This window comes from Novosphingobium guangzhouense (assembly GCF_002896965.1).
Lineage (GTDB): Bacteria > Pseudomonadota > Alphaproteobacteria > Sphingomonadales > Sphingomonadaceae > Novosphingobium > Novosphingobium guangzhouense.
Genome location: NZ_LYMM01000040.1, coordinates 61,558 through 77,829 on the forward strand (window position 1 = coordinate 61,558; position 16,272 = coordinate 77,829).

Annotated in this window: 15 protein-coding genes; 8 read left to right on the forward strand and 7 right to left on the reverse strand. The window is 63.0% G+C overall.

The window, feature by feature from the left end:
- Positions 1-6: 6 nt before the first annotated feature.
- Both A8V01_RS14715 and A8V01_RS14720 read right to left on the reverse strand, forming a co-directional pair.
- Positions 7-552, reverse strand: a complete 546-nt coding sequence (locus A8V01_RS14715; protein WP_103096591.1) for an NADPH-dependent FMN reductase — start codon at positions 550-552, stop codon at positions 7-9.
- Between the two features lie 75 nt (positions 553-627).
- A complete protein-coding gene (locus A8V01_RS14720) occupies positions 628-933 on the reverse strand; it encodes an usg protein (protein WP_103096592.1) in 306 nt (101 codons plus the stop codon).
- A 159-nt stretch (positions 934-1,092) separates the two neighbouring features.
- Between A8V01_RS14720 and A8V01_RS28225 the strand changes: the two genes are divergently transcribed.
- Positions 1,093-1,587 carry a hypothetical protein gene (locus A8V01_RS28225; protein WP_146037269.1) on the forward strand — a complete coding sequence of 165 codons (495 nt, stop codon included), beginning with the start codon at positions 1,093-1,095 and terminating at the stop codon, positions 1,585-1,587.
- A gap of 198 nt (positions 1,588-1,785) precedes the next feature.
- Here the strand turns inward: A8V01_RS28225 and A8V01_RS14730 are convergent, their stop codons facing one another.
- Positions 1,786-3,822, reverse strand: a complete 2,037-nt coding sequence (locus tag A8V01_RS14730) for a ribonucleoside-diphosphate reductase subunit alpha (RefSeq protein WP_103096594.1) — start codon at positions 3,820-3,822, stop codon at positions 1,786-1,788.
- Positions 3,823-4,426: 604 nt separating this feature from the next.
- Here A8V01_RS14730 and A8V01_RS14735 point away from each other — a divergent pair.
- Complete coding sequence (locus A8V01_RS14735; RefSeq protein ID WP_425437330.1) at positions 4,427-4,711, forward strand: GlsB/YeaQ/YmgE family stress response membrane protein; 285 nt, start codon at positions 4,427-4,429, stop codon at positions 4,709-4,711.
- Positions 4,712-4,768: 57 nt separating this feature from the next.
- On the opposite strand, the gene nadB is transcribed toward A8V01_RS14735, so the two are convergent.
- On the reverse strand, positions 4,769-6,370 hold the full coding sequence (nadB, locus tag A8V01_RS14740; protein WP_103096596.1) for an L-aspartate oxidase: 1,602 nt from the start codon (positions 6,368-6,370) through the stop codon (positions 4,769-4,771).
- A 692-nt stretch (positions 6,371-7,062) separates the two neighbouring features.
- The gene (locus A8V01_RS14745; RefSeq protein ID WP_103096597.1) at positions 7,063-8,013 is read right to left on the reverse strand and encodes an ABC transporter ATP-binding protein; all 951 of its coding nucleotides are present in this window, start codon (positions 8,011-8,013) and stop codon (positions 7,063-7,065) included.
- Positions 8,014-8,147: 134 nt separating this feature from the next.
- Here A8V01_RS14745 and A8V01_RS14750 point away from each other — a divergent pair, with 134 nt between their 5' ends.
- Entirely contained in the window at positions 8,148-9,413 is a 1,266-nt protein-coding gene (locus tag A8V01_RS14750; RefSeq protein ID WP_103096598.1) for a cytochrome P450, read from the forward strand.
- On the opposite strand, the gene A8V01_RS14755 is transcribed toward A8V01_RS14750, so the two are convergent.
- The gene (locus A8V01_RS14755) at positions 9,410-9,850 is read right to left on the reverse strand and encodes a winged helix-turn-helix transcriptional regulator (RefSeq protein WP_211295029.1); all 441 of its coding nucleotides are present in this window, start codon (positions 9,848-9,850) and stop codon (positions 9,410-9,412) included. The genes A8V01_RS14750 and A8V01_RS14755 overlap by 4 nt on opposite strands.
- 91 nt (positions 9,851-9,941) lie before the next feature.
- Between A8V01_RS14755 and A8V01_RS14760 the strand changes: the two genes are divergently transcribed.
- The 5 genes from A8V01_RS14760 (at position 9,942) to A8V01_RS14780 (ending at position 15,447) form a co-directional block, all read left to right on the forward strand.
- A complete protein-coding gene (locus A8V01_RS14760; protein ID WP_103096599.1) occupies positions 9,942-10,511 on the forward strand; it encodes an FMN-dependent NADH-azoreductase in 570 nt (189 codons plus the stop codon).
- Positions 10,512-10,613: 102 nt separating this feature from the next.
- Positions 10,614-10,811: a zinc-finger domain-containing protein gene (locus tag A8V01_RS14765; protein ID WP_103096600.1), complete on the forward strand. Its 198-nt coding sequence runs from the start codon at positions 10,614-10,616 to the stop codon at positions 10,809-10,811.
- Between the two features lie 54 nt (positions 10,812-10,865).
- Positions 10,866-12,284: a metalloprotease TldD gene (gene tldD / locus A8V01_RS14770; RefSeq protein ID WP_103096601.1), complete on the forward strand. Its 1,419-nt coding sequence runs from the start codon at positions 10,866-10,868 to the stop codon at positions 12,282-12,284.
- A 153-nt stretch (positions 12,285-12,437) separates the two neighbouring features.
- Complete coding sequence (locus tag A8V01_RS14775; RefSeq protein ID WP_103096602.1) at positions 12,438-12,845, forward strand: hypothetical protein; 408 nt, start codon at positions 12,438-12,440, stop codon at positions 12,843-12,845.
- Positions 12,846-13,182: 337 nt separating this feature from the next.
- Positions 13,183-15,447 carry a TonB-dependent receptor gene (locus A8V01_RS14780; protein WP_103096603.1) on the forward strand — a complete coding sequence of 755 codons (2,265 nt, stop codon included), beginning with the start codon at positions 13,183-13,185 and terminating at the stop codon, positions 15,445-15,447.
- 7 nt (positions 15,448-15,454) lie between these two features.
- Here the strand turns inward: A8V01_RS14780 and A8V01_RS14785 are convergent, their stop codons facing one another.
- On the reverse strand, positions 15,455-16,225 hold the full coding sequence (locus A8V01_RS14785; protein WP_170065939.1) for a transporter: 771 nt from the start codon (positions 16,223-16,225) through the stop codon (positions 15,455-15,457).
- Between the last annotated feature and the right edge of the window lie 47 nt (positions 16,226-16,272).

A 16,272-nucleotide genomic window follows, 5' to 3' on the forward strand; every position in this document is an offset into this window, starting at 1 on the left:
GATGGGTCAGCTATGGATGGCCACGTAGCTTAGGAAGCCCGCCATCCAGCCGCCGAGGAAATCGGCAGACTGTGCGCCTACGGTGCCGTCCTCGTTCAGAAGCCCGTCCTTCCACTGCAGGAACGCCTCGGGCGCACCCAGCGTCGGCATGTCGAGATAGGCCAGCACATTGCGCAAGTGCTGCTGCGCCAGCGCCGTCCCGATCGCCCCCACCGATACGCCGATGACGCCCGCAGGCTTGCCCGCCCATGCGCTCTGCCCATAAGGCCGCGAGGCGTGATCGATCGCGTTCTTGAGCACGCCGGGCATCGACCGGTTGTATTCCGGCGTCACGAACATCACCCCATCAGAGCCCGCGATCAGCGTCTTCAGCGCCTTGACGCTGTCCGCCTGATCGCCGTCATCATCCTGATCGTAGAGCGGCAGCGATCCGATATCGGCGAATGTGAAGTCGTGCCCCTGCGCTGCGGGCAGGCGGATCAGCGCGTCCGCCAGCTTGCGGTTGAACGATTCGGCGCGCAGGCTGCCGACGACGACGGCGATCTTGGACATGGCTGCAGATCCTTCGGTTGGTGAGCACGAAATTTCCGTAAGGCAACGGATCGCACTTCCGGCGGTTGCGCGCCATCAATGAATCGAGATGATGCCATCCACCGCCCGCCACTCCTGCGGTCCGATCAGGTGGTTATGAGCGATGCGAACCGAATGCAGCGGCCCGTCGATTTCGCGGGTCCAGTAGTCGAGAAACCCGCGCAGCACCGGAAAGCGTGGCGCCACGTCATATTGCTGGAAGGCGAAAAGCTGTAAGAGCCGGGGGTGGTCGGGCAGGAAATAATGCACTTCGACAGTCGTGAGGCCATAGCCTTCAAGCTGCCTGAGGAAATCCGATGAGGCACCGAAATCCGACGAAGCTCCAACCGGTCGACCAGCCATAGCCCTCCTTCCGGCACCGCCACCTTGCGGTGCAGCAAGGGCAAAGGATGACACAACGGTCAGGTCCGTCAAGTGCCTGTGAGGGGCGGGAAATCCCGCAGGCGGGCAATGGTGTTACGCCCCATTGCAGACGCCTGCGGTTGGCGGCAACATTCGCTAATGATCGCCGCTCTACTTCTCCTCGCAGTTGCTACTCCCGTTCAATCCTGCGAACTGGAGAATGTCACCTCTGCAAGTGAATTGCATGATGTGCTTGCCCATCGAGCTGTAAGTTTGGTGGTCGCTGCATCCACTGCGACAGGTTCTGGCGTCGATCCTAAGCTATCACGCTTGCTTGATAGCACTGCCGAATTCAGTCTCGGAGGGGGAGATGTAGGTAGGCCTCTTGGAACCGGCATTATCGGTGCGAAGGCTCTAGCCGCCACGATGAAAGCTACCGAATTTAGGTTTTTCGGCTGGGACTATATGGACGGTCCGGCGCGGGGATGCGCGGAGCAAAAGGTTTCTGTAGAATTCATAGATGCGAACGACCATTTAGTCTCGCGCGTCGAATTTAAATTCAAAGGCGGTCGGGTTATCGAAGCAAAGGGTTGGCAGCGTTCTTTCAAGATCGGCACCATACCGCCCAAACAGCCTACCGAGAGCGGCAACTGACCACCTAAATCAGACCTCCCCACCCCGCTCAGGCTGAGCCTGTCGAGGCCCCCGAGGCCGGGCCCTGCCCCTCATGCTTCGACAAGTTCAGCATGAGCGGAGTGCGATGTGCCAACGGCAGCACCGTACAAACGAAAACGGCCTCCCGGTCACCCGGAAGGCCGCTCTCGGTGAAGTCTGACGTCTATCGGCAGGCCATTACTGGCAAGCCAGGCACTCGTCGTAGTCGGTCGATCCGCCGCTGGCGGCCAGTTCGAACTTGGGCAGCTCGCTGGTGTTGTCGGCCTCGACGCCGCCCGCGAAGCCGGCGCGCTGGACCGACTTGGAGCGCAGGTAGTAGAGCGACTTGATGCCCTTTTCCCACGCCTGATAGTGGAGCATCATCAGATCCCACTTGTCGACGTCGGCCGGGATGAACAGGTTCAGCGACTGCGCCTGATCGATGTAGGGGGTACGGTCCGCCGCGAATTCGAGCAGCCAGCGCTGGTCGATCTCGAAGCTGGTCTTGTACACCGCCTTCTCTTCGGCAGAGAGGAAGTCCAGATGCTGGACCGAACCGTTGTGCTCCAGGATCGAATTCCACACGTTGTTGGAATCCTTGGACTTCGCGGCCAGCAGCTTCTGCAGGTAGGGGTTCTTCACCACGAAGCTGCCCGAAAGCGTCTTGTGGGTGTAGATGTTCGCCGGGATCGGCTCGATGCAGGCCGACGTGCCGCCGCAGATGATCGAGATCGACGCGGTGGGCGCGATCGCCATCTTGCAGCTGAAACGCTCCATCACGCCCTGATCGGCCGCATCGAGGCACGGACCACGCTCCTTCGCCAGCATCATCGAGGCTTCGTTGGCCTTGGCGTTGATGTGCTGGAACATCTGCAGGTTCAGCGCCTTGGCCATCGCGCTTTCAAAGCCGATGCCCTTCTTCTGCAGGTAGGAGTGATACCCCATCACGCCCATGCCGACCGAGCGTTCACGCTCTGCCGAATAGCGGGCGCGGGCCATTTCGTCCGGCGCGCGGTCGATGTAGTCCTGCAGCACGTTGTCGAGGAAGCGCAGCACGTCCTCGATGAAGCGCTTGTCACCCTTCCACTCTTCCCAGGTTTCCAGGTTGAGCGAGGAGAGGCAGCACACCGCCGTGCGGTCGTTGCCCAGATGGTCGCGGCCGGTGGGCAGCGTGATTTCCGAGCACAGGTTCGAAGTTGACACCTTGAGGCCGAGATCGCGGTGATGCTTGGGCATCATGCGGTTCACGGTGTCGGAGAAGACAAGGTAGGGCTCACCCGTGGCGAGGCGCACTTCGACCAGCTTCTGGAACAGCGAGCGGGCGTGGACCTTGCCGCGCACCGAACCGTCCTTGGGGCTGCGCAGGGCGAAGTCGGTGCCGTCGCGCACGGCTTCCATGAACTCGTCGGTCAAGAGCACGCCATGGTGCAGGTTGAGCGCCTTGCGGTTGAAGTCGCCGGAGGTCTTGCGGATCTCCAGGAACTCCTCGATCTCCGGGTGCGAGACGTCGAGGTAGCAGGCGGCCGAACCGCGGCGCAGCGAGCCCTGCGAGATCGCGAGGGTCAGCGAATCCATCACGCGCACGAAGGGGATGATGCCGCTGGTCTTGCCGTTGAGGCCGACCGGCTCACCGATGCCGCGCACGTTGCCCCAGTAAGTGCCGATGCCGCCGCCGCGCGAGGCAAGCCAGACGTTCTCGTTCCAGGTGGCGACGATGCCTTCGAGGCTGTCTTCCACCGAGTTCAGATAGCACGAGATCGGCAACCCGCGACCGGTGCCGCCGTTCGACAGCACGGGGGTAGCGGGCATGAACCACAGGCGCGAGATATAGTCGTACAGGCGCTGGGCGTGCTCCTGATCGTCCGCATAGGCATCGGCCACGCGGGCGAACAGATCCTGATACTTCTCGCCGGGCAGCAGGTAACGGTCGTCGAGCGTTTCCTTGCCGAAGTCGGTCAGCAGCGCATTGCGCGATTCGTCGGTGACGATGGTGAAGCGGCGATCGTGGATCGTCTTGGAATCGACGGCCTTCTTTTTGGGCTTCACCGCATCGCCGGCGACCAGATCGGCCGTTGCAGCGTCAGTCTTGTCCATGGCCACTGCCGGGGCTTCCTTCTTCATCCGCGCTTCGGAGACATGGCCGGCGAGCAGCGCCTCCATATCGACCTGTGCGGGGTCCGCGTAGCTCACATCCGATTCAGACACGTGTCCGTCGCTTCCATTCCTGAAATCCACTGGTGCGCCCCCAATGTATCGTCAAAACCTGTCATCGAACCGCCACGGGGACGATCCAAACTGCTTGCGGCGGCCTGATGGGCCAGCACTGAGTCGAAGGGCGCCAAAGAACGTCCTACTTACCAGAACCAGCACAAAAAGAGAACGACATTCCCTGCCAGACAACCGGCGCGCCGGGACGAAGGCCTTGCCTCAAACGCCCTTCGAGAGCCTGCGCACGCCTTTCGGCATTCCGCACTGCACTCTAGGTATTGAGGCACCTTCATCGGCGCGACACAACCTATAGTGCCCTTTCCAGCGACAGGTTCAAGAGGGGGACCATACGCGACATTGCCCGCCGCTTTCGTCACGGAGCCGTCATGCCCCCTGCGCGACGCGCCGAGTTTCCGTTGTCTTTCAGAAGCGCAACCCTTTGAATCATCCTTCGGCGCGTAAATTTTTCCACATAAATCACCGATGGAACGAATCGGGCGTGCGACGAACAGAGGGCGTCAACCTTCCCCAGCCATGCTTTCCACCGAAGATGCATCGCCTTTGATCGATGCGCATCCGACGCTGGCAGAGCGACTGCAACCTCGTTGCGCCTCGACGCTTATGAGCGTGGTTGCGAAGCGCCACTGCGGCGCAAGGGGAGTTTACCGAAGACATGCTCAACATCATCGGCGCCATCATCAGCGGCCTTGTCATCGGCGCACTGGCGCGCTGGTTCTATCCCGGCTCCGTGCCGATGGGCTGGATCCCGACAATCCTGCTGGGCATCGGCGGCTCTCTGATGGCCGGACTGGTGACGAGTCGCGGCCGCGGCGATTTCAGCCGCGCCGGGTGCCTCGCCTCGGTGATCGGCGCGATCGCGCTGATCTTCATCGGGCGGCTGCTTCATATCGGCTGAGGCGGCGCCCTGCGGATGGGACTTCGACAGGCTCAGCCTGTCGAAGCCCCGTCCGCATCAGGGCACCAGCACCGTATCGAGCGGTTGCGCATCGGCCGCGGGGTAGTCCAGCGTATAGTGCAGCCCCCGGCTCTCGTGCCGCTTGAGCGCCGATTCGACGATCAGCTCCGCGCTCTGCAGCAGGTTGCGCAGTTCGATCAGGTCGGTCGAAACGCGGAAGTGGCGATAGTATTCCTCGATCTCGCCATTGAGCATCTGGATGCGGTGCATGGCCCGCTCCAGCCGCTTGGTGGTGCGCACGATCCCCACGTAGTTCCACATGAAGCGGCGGATTTCGGTCCAGTTCTGCTTGATGACGACTTCCTCGTCCGAATCCGTAACACGGCTTTCGTCCCAGGCGCGCACTTGCGGCGGGGCCTCGAAGCTGTCCCACTTCGCGAGGATGTCGGCGGCGGCCGCCTCGCCGAAGACGAAGCATTCCAGCAGCGAATTGGACGCCAGACGGTTGGCGCCGTGCAGTCCGCTTTCCGTACACTCCCCCGCCGCATAGAGGCCGGGAAGGTCGGTGCGGCCATCCAGATCCACCAGAATGCCGCCACAGGTATAATGCTGCGCGGGCACCACCGGGATCGGCTGCTTCGTCATGTCGATACCCAGCCCCAGCAGCTTCTCGTAGATGTTGGGGAAGTGCTCTTTCACGAAGGCTTCGGGCTGGTGGCTGATATCGAGGTGGACGTAATCGAGGCCGAAGCGCTTGATCTCGGAGTCGATGGCGCGGGCCACCACGTCACGCGGGGCCAGTTCCAGCCGCTCGGGATCGTAGAAGGTCATGAACCGCTTGCCGGTGCGCGGATTGATGAGGTGCCCGCCCTCCCCGCGCACGGCTTCGGTGATGAGGAAGTTCTTGACCTCCAGATTGTAGAGGCAGGTCGGGTGAAACTGCATCATCTCCATGTTGGAGACGCGCGCCCCCGCACGCCACGCCATCGCGATGCCATCGCCCGTGGCGCCGCGCGGGGCGGTGCTGAACTGGTAGACGCGGCCCGCGCCGCCCGTCGCCAGCACCGTGGCGCGCGCAGTGAAGGCTTCGACCCGCCCGCTCGCTTCGTTTAGCGCATAGACGCCCCAGACGCGGCCCGAGCCGGAATAGCGCTGTTCGTGCCGCCCGGTGATGAGGTCGATGCACGAATAGCCCGGTAGCAGGGTGATGTTGGGATGCGCCTCTGCCGCCTGCAGCAGCGCCTGCTGCACCGCCCAGCCGGTCGCATCGGCGACGTGGACGATGCGGCGGTGCGAATGCCCGCCCTCGCGCGTGAGGTGCAGGGCCTCACCCTCGGTGTTGAAGGGGACGCCCAGTTCCACCAGTCGTTCGATCGCATGGGGCGCGCGTTCGATCACGAACTCCACCGTGTCGCGCCGGTTGAGGCCCGCGCCGGCGACCATGGTGTCGTGGACATGTTCCTCGAACGTGTCGCCCGCATCGAGCACCGCCGCGATGCCTCCTTGCGCCCAGGCGGTGGACCCGCCGGTCAGCGTGCCTTTGGCAACGACCGCGACTCTCACCTTGTCGGCAAGCGCAAGCGCCGCCGTAAGCCCGGCCGCGCCGGAACCGATCACGAGGACATCGAATGCGCCGGAGGCGCTGGATGGCGTTTCCATGACGCGCTCCTAGAGCGTTTTCCAACCCGATGTCATCATCTGATCTCTCGGAAAGGCGCGTCATGCAGACAAGCGTGGAGCGATCAGGCGTGCGCGGCAGAGCCGTGGCTGCTCCGGCAAGCCTTTATCACCACTGCAACAGTTTACGCGAACGCCATACTTCTATGTTGCGGCGCGATATGGTTTTTATATATGATAGACCAAGTCATTACAAAGACGGTTAACTTACGACATTTTACTACTTGCCAAGCCTGATGTTTAGTCTAGGCAGCTTGCGATTCTCATTGAGGAAATATCTCGTGGCGATTTCGATTCCCCTTTGCTTTGCTAATAGGCATGAACCGATCCGCAACGAGGTCAAGTGGGATGGACTTAATTACGTTGGATGCTGCAAAAACTGCGGCAAACCCATCAGGCGCATCAAACATAAGGTCTGGAAACTTGAAAGCGCCGAAGCAGACGACAAGTAAGTAAGAATCCTTAGCTTTACAGAATTTGATTTTTCTTGACTGATACTGCACCGCACATCGCCGAAAACCCGCGAATGCTTGCCGCAGGCACCCTTACAATCTTGTCATTGTCCAACGCACGACAGATCAATTCCCAGGCATCGCCCGGAAATTATGATACACACGTACCATAACTTGATTGCTCGGTGAGCTGTGCCTGTCATACGACAGTCGGCTGGCCGGTCAGGCGGCGGACTGAACCGCCGTGGTCAGGCTAACGAACACGTCCTCAAGGTCTGCTTCGCGAGTCGTCACATCGACGATCGAGAAGCCTTGTGACTGCAGTGCGGACATAATCTCACCGGCGTTGGCGCGATCCTTGTCGTAAGTAATCTCCAGAACCCGGTCGCCGGTCTTTGCGCACTTCATGAAACCGGGGTGACTGGGCAGTTCGGTCACGTCGCGATCCAGCGTCAGGACGATGATTTTCTCACGCGCCATGCCAACAAGTTCGCGCGTCGGCTTGTTGGTGATCAGTTCGCCATGGTTGATGATGGCGATCCGGTCGCACAGTTCCTCTGCTTCTTCGAGGTAGTGCGTGGTCAGCACGATCGTCGCGCCTTCCTTGTTGAGTTCACCCACCAGTTCCCACAGCTGGCGACGCAACTCGACGTCGACGCCCGCCGTCGGTTCATCCAGCACCAGCACGGGCGGGCGGTGGACCAGCGCCTTGGCGATCAGCAGACGCCTTTTCATGCCGCCCGACAGCGTGCGGGCATAGGCATCGCGCTTGTCCGCCAGATGGACCGCGCGAAGCAGGTCTTCGGAACGGCGCAGCGTCTTGGCGATGCCGTAGAGGCCGGCCTGGATCTCCAGCACCTCGAACGGAGTGAAGAACGGGTCGAACACGATTTCCTGCGGGACGATGCCGATCGCGCGCTTGGCGTTGCGCTGGTCGCGATCGATGTCGAAGCCCCAGATGTCCACCGAGCCGGACGTCTTCATGACCATGCCCGCAAGGATGTTGATCAGCGTCGACTTGCCCGCCCCGTTCGGCCCCAGCAGGCCGAAGATCCCGCCCTCGGGCACGTCGAACGAGACGCCCTTCAGCGCCAGCTTGCCTTCTCCGCCCCCGGCCGGGGCGTAGCGCTTGACGAGATCACGGATGGCGATTGCGGGAGTCGAAGTGCTCATGGCCGTGCATGTGGGCCATGATCGCCACGGCGTAAAGACCGCAGGTAGCGCGTTGACGCGTACCCGGCAGATGATATGATCCACCATATATCACTAAGTGTCGCATAACGAGCGACCGATGAAGGAGAGCGCCCATGGCAACCGCAGCCGCACAGGTGGAGAAGGATTACTTCACCGACCATTCGGTTCTGCTCGATCCCTACGATTACTTTGAAACCATCCGCGCCCACGGTCCGGTCTACCAGATGCAGAGCCGCGACGTGATCGTGGTGACGGGCTTTGCCGAAGCGCTCGAAGTGCTTCTCAACAAGCGGGATTTCTCATCCTGGCTGAACCCCGATCCGCTGGCCCCGCTGCCCTTCGCGGTGGAAGGAGATGACATTTCCGACCTGCTTGACGCCAACCCCAGCGGGCAGATGGAACTGATGGTGTCCTATGATGGCGACAAGCATCTTGCCGCCCGTTCCCTGCTCAACCCGCTGTTCGTGCCCTCGCGCCTCAAGGCCAACGAGGCGTTCATGCGCGCCTATGCCGATGATATGGTGAAGGACGCCGTCGCGGCGGGTGAATGCGAACTGGTGGGCGCCATCGCCACGCCCTTCGTCACGATGGTAATCGCCGACCTGCTGGGCGTTCCGGCCGAAGACCGCGAGGCATTCCGCAAGATCATCGACGATGCCCCGCCCCCCGGCAACATGGACACGCCCGATGCGCAAAGCATCCATCCGCTGATGGTCATGGCCGGATACTTCGCCCGTTACATCGCTGAACGTCGCGCCGTGCCGCAGGACGATGTCATGACGGAAATGGCACTTGCCAAGTATCCGGACGGTTCGACGCCCGACGCGATGGAAGTGGTGAAGTCCGCGATGTTCCTCTTTGCGGCCGGACAGGACACCAGCGCCAAGCTCATCGGCAATGCCTTGCGCCGCCTGTGCGAAGACCAGCCGATGCAACAGGCCCTGCGTGAAGATCGCACGCTGATCGGCCCGTTTCTGGAAGAGGTGCTGCGCGTGGAAGGGTCCACCAAGGCCACCTTCCGCATCGCCGCACGCACCACGAAGATCGGCGACAGGCAGATTCCGGCGGGCCAGCGCGTGGTGGTATCCCTGTCAGCCGCCAACCGCGACCCGCGCCGCTGGGACGATCCCAACACCTTCCGTATCGGCCGCCCGCGCATCAAGGAACATCTGGCTTTCGGGCGCGGGGCACATACGTGCGCCGGGGCTCCGCTGGCGCGCGCCGAAGTGGCAGTGCTGCTTGACCGGTTCCTGGAGCATACCAGCGCGATCACGCTGGACGAGGCCCACCACGGGCCCGCAGGCGCCCGCCGGATCGACTACGAACCCAGCTATATCATCCGGGGGCTGGCGAACCTCCACCTGCGGCTGGAGAGTTAGATCTTATCCAGTTCCCGGTCGAAGGCCGCCCGGCTCGCCTCGATCGCCGGGCGCGCCTCTACCGCCCAGGCGCCCAGTGCCTGCACCGGCCCCGCCAGCGACCGGCCAAGGTCGCTCAGCGCATATTCCACGCGCACCGGGACACCGACATGGACGGTACGCGTCAGCAGCCCGTCCCGCTCCAGCGCGCGCAGGTTGCGTGAGAGCATCTGCTGCGACACGCCGCGGATCGCCCGCTTCAGCTCGTTGAAATGAAGCGGGGCGTCCAGCAGCGTCATCACCACCAGCATCGACCACTTGTCCCCAACACGGGCGAGGATATCGCCGACAAGGCGGCAATCGCGGCCATTGGGCTCATGGAAGACCTGATCGTGAACGACCGGCTCTTCAACGGCAACCACTGGCCGGTCAGCTTCATCGAACGTAGTCAGCTTCATCATACCAGGTCCCGAAAATATGCGCTCTTGGCTGAGGCACCCTGGCAACATAGCTAGACCTGGTCACATTTCCAGACTGAGGCACCCTCCCATGAAGCTCCTCCACCTCGATTCCAGCATCCTTGGCGACAATTCCGCCAGCCGCGCCATCTCCGCCGCCATCGTCGCGTCGCTGACCAAGGCTGACCCTTCGCTCGAAGTCACCTACCGCGATCTCGCCGCAGAGCCGCTGGCGCACCTGACGCTGGACGTGCTGGGCAATCCCGAAGGCACGCCCGAACTGGCGCAGTTCCTTGATGCGGACGTGGTGGTGATCGGCGCGGGCTTCTACAACTTCTCGATCCCCAGCCAGCTCAAGGCCTGGATCGACCGCATCGCCATTGCCGGCAAGACGTTCCGCTACACCGCCGAAGGCCCGGTCGGTCTGGTCGGCGACAAGAAGGTCTACGTCGCGCTTGCACGCGGCGGCTACTACGGCGAAGGCCAGCCCGCCGCCGCCTTCGAACATGCCGAAAGCTACTTGCGCGCCGTGCTCGGCTTCATCGGCATCACCGAGCCGACTTTCGTGCTGGCCGAAGGCATCGCCATCGATGCCGACACCCGCGCCAAATCGGTTGCCACCGCGATCGAGCAGGCCGGCGCGCTCGCCGTCGCCGCCTGATCGGGCTTCTCCCCCGTCCTGCGGGACGGGGGCTTTGCAGGGGCCGCACTTTGCGCATTCCATCTGGAAATTAGCGCAGAGCCTTGGTATTCCGGCCCCACCATGACCAACGCGCCTGAAACCGTCTTCACCGATTCCCACCGCGTCTCCTGCGACGGGGCCACCGACATCCGCGCCGGAGCGGCCCTTGGCCACCCGCGCGTCTGGCTCGAAATCGACGAGAAGGGCTATGTAGAATGCGGCTATTGCGATCGCCGCTTCGTTCTTAGGGGTGGCCCTGCGGATCAGCAGGCCGCCTGATCCCTTCGCGGTTCTTGTCTTTCCGGGGCGGATAATGCTGCCTATATCGGCAGCATGACCATGACCGATCCGCGCTCGCTGCTCTATACCCAGCTCTCGCCCGAAGAGGCACAGGCGCTTGCCGCCGAGACGCTCAAGTCCTGCGAGGACGGCGAACTGTTCATGCAGTTCGTCGCCAGCGAAGCATTCGGCTTCGACGACGGCCGCCTCAAGACCGCCGACTATTCGCGCGACGCGGGCTTCGGCCTGCGCGGCGTTTCGGGCGAGATGACGGGCTTTGCCCACGCCAACGAGATTTCCGCCGCAGCCATCCGCCGTGCGGGTGAAACGCTGCGCCTGCTCGATCCCGCCACCGGCATCCGCCCGGCCGCGCCGCAGCGCACCAACGCCAAGCTCTACACCGACGTTTCCCCGCTGGATCTCGTGCCCTTCGCCGAGAAAGTGCGCCTGCTCGAAACGATCGACGCTGCCGCCCGCGCCCGCGACCCGCGCGTGGCCCAGGTCAGCGCCAGCCTTTCGGGATCATGGTCGGTGGTCGAGATCGTCCGGCCCGACGGCTACATCGCCACCGACGTGCGCCCGCTGGTGCGCCTCAACGTCTCGATCGTGGCGGAAAGCAACGGACGGCGCGAAACCGGATCGTTCGGGATGGGCGGTCGCTTCCTCTACGACGACCTGTTCAAGCCGGAAAACTGGAACGAAGGCATCGACACCGCGCTTGCCACCGCGCTGGTGAACCTCGAAAGCGTTGATGCGCCTGCCGGCGAATTCCCCGTGCTGCTCGGCCCCGGCTGGCCGGGCGTGATCCTGCATGAAGCGATCGGCCACGGTCTGGAGGGTGATTTCAACCGCAAGGGCACATCGGCGTTCTCCGGCCGCATCGGCGAACGCGTGGCCGCGCCCGGTGTCACCATCGTCGACGACGGCTCGATCCCAGGCCGCCGCGGCTCGCTGACGATCGACGACGAAGGCACCCCCACCCGCGAAACCGTGCTGATCGAGGACGGCATCCTCAAGGGCTACATGCAGGACCGCCTCAACGCGCGCCTGATGGGCGTCGACCCCACCGGCAACGGCCGCCGCGAGAATTACGCCCATGCCCCGCAGGTACGCATGACCAATACCTTCATGAAGGCCGGTAACGACAACCCGGAAGAACTGCTTGCGGGCATGAAGAAGGGCATCTTTGCCAAGAACTTCGGCGGCGGTCAGGTCGATATCGTATCGGGCAAGTTCGTGTTCTCCTGCACGGAAGCCTACATGGTCGAAAACGGCAAGCTGGGCGCCCCGATCAAGGGTGCCACGCTGATCGGAGACGGGCCTTCGGTGCTGACCAGGGTGAAGGGCATCGGCAACGATCTTGAACTGGATCGGGGCGTGGGCGTGTGCGGCAAGGGCGGGCAGAGCGTGCCTGCGGGCGTAGGCCAGCCCACCCTGCTGATCGAAGGGCTGACGGTGGGCGGCACGGCCTGAGGCACTTTTCGGCTGACGGGACTTCGACAAGCGCAGCCTGAGCTTGTCGAAGGGGCAAGGCGCCACACCCCGCTCGCGAACAGTCAGCGTCAGTTCAGACGAATCGTGCTACACACAGGATCAACGCGGGGTGCGTTAACAAGGAAGAAGGCCATGAAGACGCTTGCGATCTATGCGGCGCTCGCCGCCATTTCGCTGCTCGCCGTGCCTGCCGCCGAGGCGCGCACCAAACTGACCGGTGAACAGCAGCTTGCCAAGCTGCTCGAAGGGCGTGAAGCCGGAAAGCCGGTGAACTGCATCCCCTATTCGCAGACCCAGAACACGACCGTGATCGACAAGACCGCGATCGTCTACCGGGTGGGCAGCACCCTCTACGTCAATCGCCCCACCAACGTGGACCGGCTGACCGACGATGACGTGATGGTGACCAAGCTGTACACCTCGCAGCTGTGCCGCCTCGATACCGTGCAACTGCACGACCGTAACGCAAACTTCATGTGGAACGGTTTCGTCGGCCTGCAGGATTTCGTCCCTTATAAAAAGGTCGCATCGGCCAACTGAGCCCAGAGCGGTCGCACGCAGGAGGCGGTCGGGGAATAATCCCCGGCCGCCTTCTTCGCTGTTTGCGATGCCTGTGACACTGATCGCACCGACGATGCCCGACTGGCGCCCGCGAATGCGCCGGCTTCGCCCGCATTGCGCGCGCCCTGCCTGCAAGGTCAAGATCGAGCGCAGGATCAGGCTCCCCGCCTTGCTTGACAATCCATCGACCGCCCCGAATGTATACGATCAACAGCGATCGGGCGGACATCCTCTTCAGGAGTGACAACCGCCCGGCCGCGCGCACGGCGACCCGGAAGAACCATAAATACCGCGGCGTCCATGGAGGAGAGAGACGATGATGGGTGATCGCAACGATCGACTGCGCCTGCACGCCTGGTTCGCCGCTGCATCTGCGGGCACCCTGGCACTCACCACGCCCGCCATGGCGCAGGATGCGCCGCCCCAGACGGAAAGCGAGCCTTCCGGCGGCCTCAACGAGATCATCGTCACGGCCCAGCGCCGCGCGGAAAACCTGCAGGAAGTGCCGATCGCCATCGCCGCCGTCACCGCCGATGCGCTCAGCCGCGCAGGCGTCAACGATACCAACAGCATCAGCCAGGTCGTCCCATCGGTCAATTTCCAGCGTTCGGGGGCGAGCGGACTGTTCTTCGTGCGCGGGGTAGGCACCACCAACGCGTCTGTCGGAGATGAAGGATCGAACGCGTTCTACGTCGACGGCGTGTACATTCCCGACCTTTCCGGAACCGTCACACAGTTCAACAACATAGAACGCATCGAAGTGCTCAAGGGGCCACAGGGCACCCTGTTCGGACGCAATGCCTTCGGCGGCCTGATCCACATCATCACCAAGGAACCCGGCGAGACGTTCGAGGCCAAGGGCGAAGGCGGCTACGGCAATTATGAAACCGCGCAAGGCAAGCTCTACGTCGGCGGCCCGATTGCCGATGGCCTCTCCATGGACCTTGCGCTGACCGGCTACGATCAGGCCAAGGGCTGGGGCCGCAACGTCACTCTCGACCGTGACATCAAGAAGATGCAATACTGGGGCGCCCGCTCCAAACTGGTCTGGAAAGCCAGCGATGCCGTGAAAGTCACGCTTTCGGGCGACTATTACGACATGGACGACAATACCTCCATCGCCTGGTCGGTGGACGAGGATTTCCCGGTGCGCGGGCTGACCGGCCCGATCTATTCGATCGGCAGCATGGATGCGGCATCCGACACCTATTCACTCACCCACCTGACGACCTGGGGCTTCAGCGGCACGATCGAGGCCGACCTTGGCTTCGCCAGTCTGACCAGCATCAGTTCGATCCGCGACAGCCTGAACAATTCCGACTTCGACGTCGACGCCACGCAAGTGCCCTGGCTGCGGATCAGCTTCGAATCCGGCTCACGCGCGTACCAGCAGGAACTGCGCCTCGCATCGGCAGCCACTGACCCACTGAGCTGGCAGATCGGCGGCTTCTACTTGCGTTCCGAAGTCGACAACGCGTCCCGTTTCCGGGGGCTGGGCGTGGGCGGCGTGAACGCGGGCAATTTCATCGACGCGACGCTCGACACCGATTCCTATGCCGTGTTCGGTGAACTGAGCTACAAGCTGACGCCCACCACGACCGTGATCGGCGGCCTGCGCTACACCAAGGACACCCGCAAGCTGGGCGGCGGCCAATATGTCGTCGCCAATGACACGCTGGGCGCCTTTACCCCCACCGAGGATTCGATCAGCTACGGCAAGTTCACCTGGCGCGCCGCGATCCGGCAGGAACTGACCGACGATATCAGCGTCTACGCATCGTACAACCGCGGCTTCAAGGCGGGCACGTATTCGCTGCAGAGCCCGACCAATGCAGCGGTCCAGCCGCAGTACATCAACGCCTATGAAGCGGGCGTGAAGTCGGAACTGTTCGGCCGCCGCCTGCGCCTCAACGCGGCGGTGTTCCATTACGACATCTCCAATTACCAGCTGCGCTCGGCCGCAGCGGGCGCGCTTGCCGCTGCCGTGCTGCTCAACGCGGCGTCCGTGAAGGTGGACGGCCTTGATGTGGAATTCGATGCCGCGCCGACCGACCATCTGCGCATCTTCGGCGGCTTCAACTGGCTCAATTCGCGCTTCAGCAATTTCGGCAAGCCCGGTTCGGACTATCTGGCGCCGTTCATCTACCCCAACCCTGCCGTCTGCGATGCGCCGGGCACCGCCGATCCGGGCACCACAACCGGCGCCCCTACCGGCGGCTTCACGACATGCTTCGGCAATGCATCGGGCTTCCAGACTCCCGGCGCTCCGGACTTTACCGCCAGCCTTGGCGCCAGCCTGACGGTGCCGGTGAACGAGACGGGCGAACTGCGCTTCAACGTGCTGGGCAACTACAACAGCGGCTTCCCCTTCGAGTCCGATGGCCTGCTGCGACAAAAGGAATTCGCCCTGCTCAACGGCTCTGTCGCCTACTGGCTGAACGAGAACTGGGGCGTGGAAATCTGGGGCAAGAACCTGACCGGCACGAAATACTACGAGCAGAAGATCTCCACCGGCCTTGGCGCCACCACCAACCGCGCCGCCCCCACGACTTACGGGGTCACGGTGAAATTCGATTACTGAACCCGGATCAGAAACGATAGCCCACGCGCGCCTCTACCCGCCAGTCGTAGGGGCTGACGCCGTTGGTGGAGATCACCTTCCCGGCAGCTTCCAGCGACAAGACGGTCCTGTCCCATTCCTTGCCCACTTCGACATTGAGGGGAACGAATATGCCGTCTCGCTTGAAGTCATAGCGCACGTCGTTGCTGGGAAAGAATGAAAGGTAGACCTTGCCGGGCAGACCGATTTCCAGGTTGGGCGCCAGTTGCAGCTCGCTGATGTTGGACTGGTCGCGGTCCCCGCCAAAGCTCATGCGGTAACGCGCCACGAGCTGAAAGAAGCTTTCCTCGGACAGTCCGGCCAACGACCAGCGATACCCCGCCAGCGGCAGCAGCTGCCACTGGCCGCGCCCCAGCCGCTCGTTGCCGGTCGGCGCCTGTACCTGAAGGCCGACGCCCCAGGCGCGCGGCCCTCCATCGTCATGCACGACCACTGCCTGCAGGCGAATGTCGCCGATCCCGGTTTCCGAACCTTCCTCGGGGCTGTCGGCGATGACCAGCGGCAGTTCCACCCGCAGGTTCAGGCGAAAATCGTCAGCGACCTGTACCGGCCGGACATGGCGCAGGGTGAACGTGGTCTTGTCCTCTTCCCCCTCATCCGCAAATTCCGTGCGCAATTCGATGCGGTGCAAGGGGCGGGTAATGTCCAGACCGCTGACCGATCCCTCGGCCCCGGCCGCGGGCGCAGCTTCGTGCGCATCGGCCTGCGGGACAATGGCCCCGCTCCACACAAGCGTCATCGGCAGGGCCAGCCGTTTTAAATCCCTTCCCCACGATCCTGCCCGCG